The sequence below is a fragment of the Chroococcidiopsis cubana SAG 39.79 genome, from assembly GCF_003991895.1.
GTDB lineage: Bacteria > Cyanobacteriota > Cyanobacteriia > Cyanobacteriales > Chroococcidiopsidaceae > Chroococcidiopsis > Chroococcidiopsis thermalis.
In genome coordinates this window covers 1-4,180 of sequence record NZ_RSCK01000207.1, presented here as the reverse complement: position 1 = coordinate 4,180, position 4,180 = coordinate 1, and the positions used below count along the sequence as shown (strand labels likewise).

Sequence of the window (4,180 nt, the reverse complement as noted above, 5' to 3'; positions counted from 1 at the left end):
GACGCTTATTTCTCCATAAAAGTATTTGTTCCAGAATATCACTTTAAGCTTGGTATAAATTTAGATGCGTTTGCCCTGGGCAGTAATCTGACCGTCTGTCGTCCCAGCTATAGTTACGTACTGGATTTGATCGCGAGCTTGCACTGTAGAGCGGGCTAAGCCTCGGCGCGTGTCGACCCACTTGACAGGCTGACCTAGCTCCTTAGATAAAAAAAGTACAAGAGCCGTATCTGGGTAAAGATAACCCTTAGAACCAAATCCACCGCCAATATGGGGAGCGATGACACGCAGCTTGTTGTAGGGAATACCCATCACGAGTTGAGAGAGCAGAAAGCGGTTACCATGAGGAATTTGGGTATTCGTCCACAGGGTGTACTCCTCAGTCTCAGGGTTGTAATCGCCGATGGAAGCGCGGAGTTCTACGGGGTTATGGATCGCTCGTTGGTAGCGAATTCTTTGCTTGACAACCACCTCAGCGTTGGCGATCGCCTGCTCCGTCGCCTGTTTATTCCCGTGAGAGATGTACTGGTTGAGATTGTTGGGTACTGTGTCGTGTAGTTGAGGTGCATCGGGCTGAAGTGCTTCTTCTGCATTAACGACCGCCGACAGCGGCTCGTATTTCACCGCGATCGCTGGTAGGGCATCATAGGCTTGCTGACGGGTTAAGGCTACCACCACTGCCACAAATTCGCCAATGTAACGAACCCTATCTGTAGCCAGAACAGTTTGGGCTCCGGGTAGTCCGTAGGGGTAGGAGGGAAAACGAGATTCTGCGCCACCAGGATTCATGATGCACGGTAGGGGCAGAATGGAACTAGTATCAGCTCCAGTAATCACCCGTACAACTCCAGGCATTCGCTCTGCGGCACTGGTATCTATACTTTGGATCAGTGCATGACCGCGATCGCTGTGCAAAATTGCCATGTGTAGCATATTAGGCAGCGTGATGTCGGCTGTAAACTTGGCTTCCCCTCGCAAAAGTTCTGGATCTTCGCGTCGCTTAACTGATGTCCCTAAGATTTTGTTAGCCATGCTGCTCCTCTTTGACGATCGTACTTAATTTTTTGCCGAGATCGCGCTTGCCTCTATCTCGCTCACCTTACTGGACGCTATATCCCCCATCGATCAGCATATTATGTCCGGTGACGAAGGAAGCTGCTTTTGAACACAACCACACCACAGCTTCCGCTACCTCCTCTGGTTCGCCAACACGTCCTACGGGATGCGCCGCTGCAAGTTGAGAAACTATATCTTCAGTGGCACTATTCAACATATCGGTATTGATGGAACCGGGACTCACGACATTGATACGGATACCAGATTTGGCATACTCTATCGCTGCCGATCGCGTTAAAGCAAGGATTCCGCCTTTAGTCGCAGCGTAAGCGGCATAGCCCGCAAAAGCAACAATACTAGCAGCAGAAGCCAAGTTCACAATCGCGCCACTCTTCTGTTTGAGCATCGCTGGAATTTCGTACTTGAGACAAAGCCACGTTCCTTTGAGGTTTACGTTGATATGACGATCCCATTCATCTTCTGACACATCGGTGAGTAGACTGGATGCCGAGATAACACCAGCGCTGTTGCAAGCGCAGTCTAAACGACCGTAAGTATCCATAGTTTTGTTAACCAGCGCCTCTACTTCAGAAGCCTTTGACACATCAGTTTTGATGAAAAGGGCTTCACCTCCTGCCTCTTGTATGCGACGCACGGTCTCCTGTCCCTCGGCATCGCGACGGCTGGCAGCCACGACTTTCGCTCCAGCGCGTGCAAACGCAAGTGCTGTTGCCTGACCAATACCTGATGAAGCCCCAGTAACAAGCGCGACTTTTCCAGACAATCGATCTGTCATGCTTTTTGCTCCTTCTTGTCAGTTAAATTGCTGCATTCAGCTCTAATGATTCTTGCGATTGGGTTAGGGAGTCGATGTCGTATCTTCTGGTGTAAGCTGAGACATCGAACTCAACGCGCGATCGCCCCGAGTCACCACATGGGGTTTAGCACGGAGGAAGCCTATATGGATAAAACTAGGTTTTTTAAAAAAAGGCACTAAGATTGTGGAGATCCAGCGCCACTGCTAACTCTAGCAGTAACTGTGCGGATCTCCTCTTAAAAAGCTACAGGAGATCCGCAGTCGATCCCCCAACCCCTGCAAACTCCGGGGCTTTATGCCTCCCTTTTTAAGGGAGGTTAGGAGGGATCGTCGAGATCGGAAACTTCAAGTGCGTAACTCCTGAGACCTCTATTTTTTCAGGAAAATAGGTGTCTGTTTGTAATGCTGCATTTCATCAACTGACTTAATGTAAGGAGATACCAATTGAAAAAACTTTGGGAAATACGGACTATTCCGAAAACCCTGCATATGACCTTCAATGGAATCCCAATCAATACGAAGAATGTAACGATTTGGTTCCTCTACACAATGAGCCAGCTGATAGCCCAGACAGTTAGGAGATTCTGCTAAATATTGCTGCGCCTGTTCGTAAGCAGATTCAAAAGCACTTTCTTGACCGGCAGGAATGTTGTACCTAATGATTTCAATTACCATGAGGCTTTCTCCATAGATGGATTCAACTTGTACGAAAAAGAGCGTAGCGCGTTAGAAATGTAAGTTATTAACTCAATTGACAGTACTTGTACCCCCACCGTCCACTCGGAGGTTCGCACTGTTGATGAAATCTGCAAGGGGGCTTGCTACATAAGCAACAAGATTTGCGATGTCTTCAACTCGTGCCAAACGACCGACTTGGTTGTACCAAACCTGAGCTACTCGATTCGCCTGTTCTTCCTTTCGACCGTGTATGACAACGATCGCGCCTTCCCGAGCCAGCACCTTCGCAATGCCCTCACCAATACCGCTACTACTACCGGTAATCAGCGCCCGCTTGTCACGTAGCTGTAAATCCATAAACTTGACTCACAAAAAGTATTGTTTGTCGTTTGACTGTCTTACATTAAAGACTGCTCCTCCTAAAAAATGCAACTTTAATTTAATTTGGGGAATTTTGGCAAGTAACTATACTGCCTATACAGATGTTCTCGCGATCGCACTTGCCAAACTCTTTTACCCCCAATCCCGATTATTTTCAGGTGTGCCAACTTCTAGGCTGGAACTTTAACTTTGTTTAATTTCTTAGCAAAGGCTTTAGCTACCGCATCAGAGGAATAAGGATTCTGTCCCGTGACAAGGTTGCGGTCTTCTACTACGTGCGAACCCCAGATAACATTGGCTTTCTCGTAAATACCACCCAACCGCTCTATCTCAAACTGTAGTATGAAGGGTAGCATCCCTGCTATTGGTGTCACTAGTTCTTCTTCGTGGGAGAAGCAGGTCATGCGGTAGCCCTCAAACGGCCAGCGACCTTCGGGGGTTCTCAGCGCTAAAATTCCGCTTCCTCCGTGGCAAACAGCTGCTATTGGCTTGTCCAACTCGATCGCCCAACGGAAGAGTTGTGTCATCGCATCTGATTTCGGCATATCCTGCATCGCACCATGACCTCCACTCAGGAAAATACCATCGTAGGCAGCGACTTGTGCTTTGGTAAAGTCATCCAAATTCAGGGGTTTTTTGAGATCGGATGATTCCTCAATAAACTTGATAAACTCTCTGGCTTGCTCGGAGTCATTGACCTGCGATCCTACTGGTCTGACGTATGGCATGAAGTTCGGATCGATGCTGGTTTTATCCACGCTTGGCGTAAGACCACCTATAGTTGCTACATCAACTTCATATCCCTCTTGTTTAAAGATCTGATAAGGGAGGACAAACTCCTCAGCCCAAAATCCCGAAGCATGTTTCTCTCCAGTTGATAGGGTGAGAGTAGCTGAGTTGGTCATTAGTATGAGAATCTTCATGGTATGAAATACACTCCTTGGTATTTACAGTTGTCAATAAGTGCAGCAAACAGTTTAGTGAATATCTGCGATGATTCGATCCATACAGCGTTCTGCTAAAGCTGCGATCGTGTATGCAGGATTTGTACATCCTGTAGAGCCAGGAATCAGCGCACCATCGACGACATAAAGTCCTCGGTAACCAGATACTTGCCCGTAGTCATCGCACGCTTTTCCTAGAACTGCTCCTCCCAGTGGATGGGCAGTGATAAACGTGAGTTCGACGGCTCAAAAAATAGTAGGAGGTAGAGCTGGCAAGCCATGAGGATGGATATCTAAAGACGGC

General features: G+C 47.8%; 6 protein-coding genes and 1 pseudogene. All 7 read right to left on the bottom strand.

The window, feature by feature from the left end; all coding sequences use genetic code 11:
* Window positions 1-60 precede the first annotated feature (60 nt).
* Window positions 61-1,032 (bottom strand): xanthine dehydrogenase family protein molybdopterin-binding subunit, encoded by a 972-nt coding sequence (locus DSM107010_RS37065; RefSeq protein WP_106170413.1) that lies wholly within the window; start codon window positions 1,030-1,032, stop codon window positions 61-63.
* Window positions 1,033-1,099: 67 nt separating this feature from the next.
* Window positions 1,100-1,852 (bottom strand): SDR family oxidoreductase, encoded by a 753-nt coding sequence (locus DSM107010_RS37060; RefSeq protein ID WP_015155292.1) that lies wholly within the window; start codon window positions 1,850-1,852, stop codon window positions 1,100-1,102.
* 63 nt (window positions 1,853-1,915) lie between these two features.
* A complete protein-coding gene (locus tag DSM107010_RS42685) occupies window positions 1,916-2,050 on the bottom strand; it encodes a hypothetical protein (protein ID WP_256498145.1) in 135 nt (44 codons plus the stop codon).
* A gap of 192 nt (window positions 2,051-2,242) precedes the next feature.
* On the bottom strand, window positions 2,243-2,548 hold the full coding sequence (locus tag DSM107010_RS37055; RefSeq protein WP_015155293.1) for an antibiotic biosynthesis monooxygenase family protein: 306 nt from the start codon (window positions 2,546-2,548) through the stop codon (window positions 2,243-2,245).
* Window positions 2,549-2,620: 72 nt separating this feature from the next.
* On the bottom strand, window positions 2,621-2,908 hold the full coding sequence (locus tag DSM107010_RS42680) for an SDR family NAD(P)-dependent oxidoreductase (protein WP_015155294.1): 288 nt from the start codon (window positions 2,906-2,908) through the stop codon (window positions 2,621-2,623).
* Between the two features lie 194 nt (window positions 2,909-3,102).
* Window positions 3,103-3,855, bottom strand: a complete 753-nt coding sequence (locus tag DSM107010_RS37045) for a type 1 glutamine amidotransferase domain-containing protein (protein WP_106170415.1) — start codon at window positions 3,853-3,855, stop codon at window positions 3,103-3,105.
* A gap of 54 nt (window positions 3,856-3,909) precedes the next feature.
* Window positions 3,910-4,104 (bottom strand): annotated as a pseudogene (locus tag DSM107010_RS37040) (GMC oxidoreductase); the annotation flags it as partial.
* Window positions 4,105-4,180: the final 76 nt, after the last annotated feature.

Coding starts and splice junctions, on each gene's coding strand:
- DSM107010_RS37065 (WP_106170413.1), bottom strand. CDS start 1,032: ATGGCTAACAAAATCTTAGGGACATCAGTTAAGCGACGCGAAGATCCA.
- DSM107010_RS42680 (WP_015155294.1), bottom strand. CDS start 2,908: ATGGATTTACAGCTACGTGACAAGCGGGCGCTGATTACCGGTAGTAGT.
- DSM107010_RS37060 (WP_015155292.1), bottom strand. CDS start 1,852: ATGACAGATCGATTGTCTGGAAAAGTCGCGCTTGTTACTGGGGCTTCA.
- DSM107010_RS37045 (WP_106170415.1), bottom strand. CDS start 3,855: ATGAAGATTCTCATACTAATGACCAACTCAGCTACTCTCACCCTATCA.
- DSM107010_RS37055 (WP_015155293.1), bottom strand. CDS start 2,548: ATGGTAATTGAAATCATTAGGTACAACATTCCTGCCGGTCAAGAAAGT.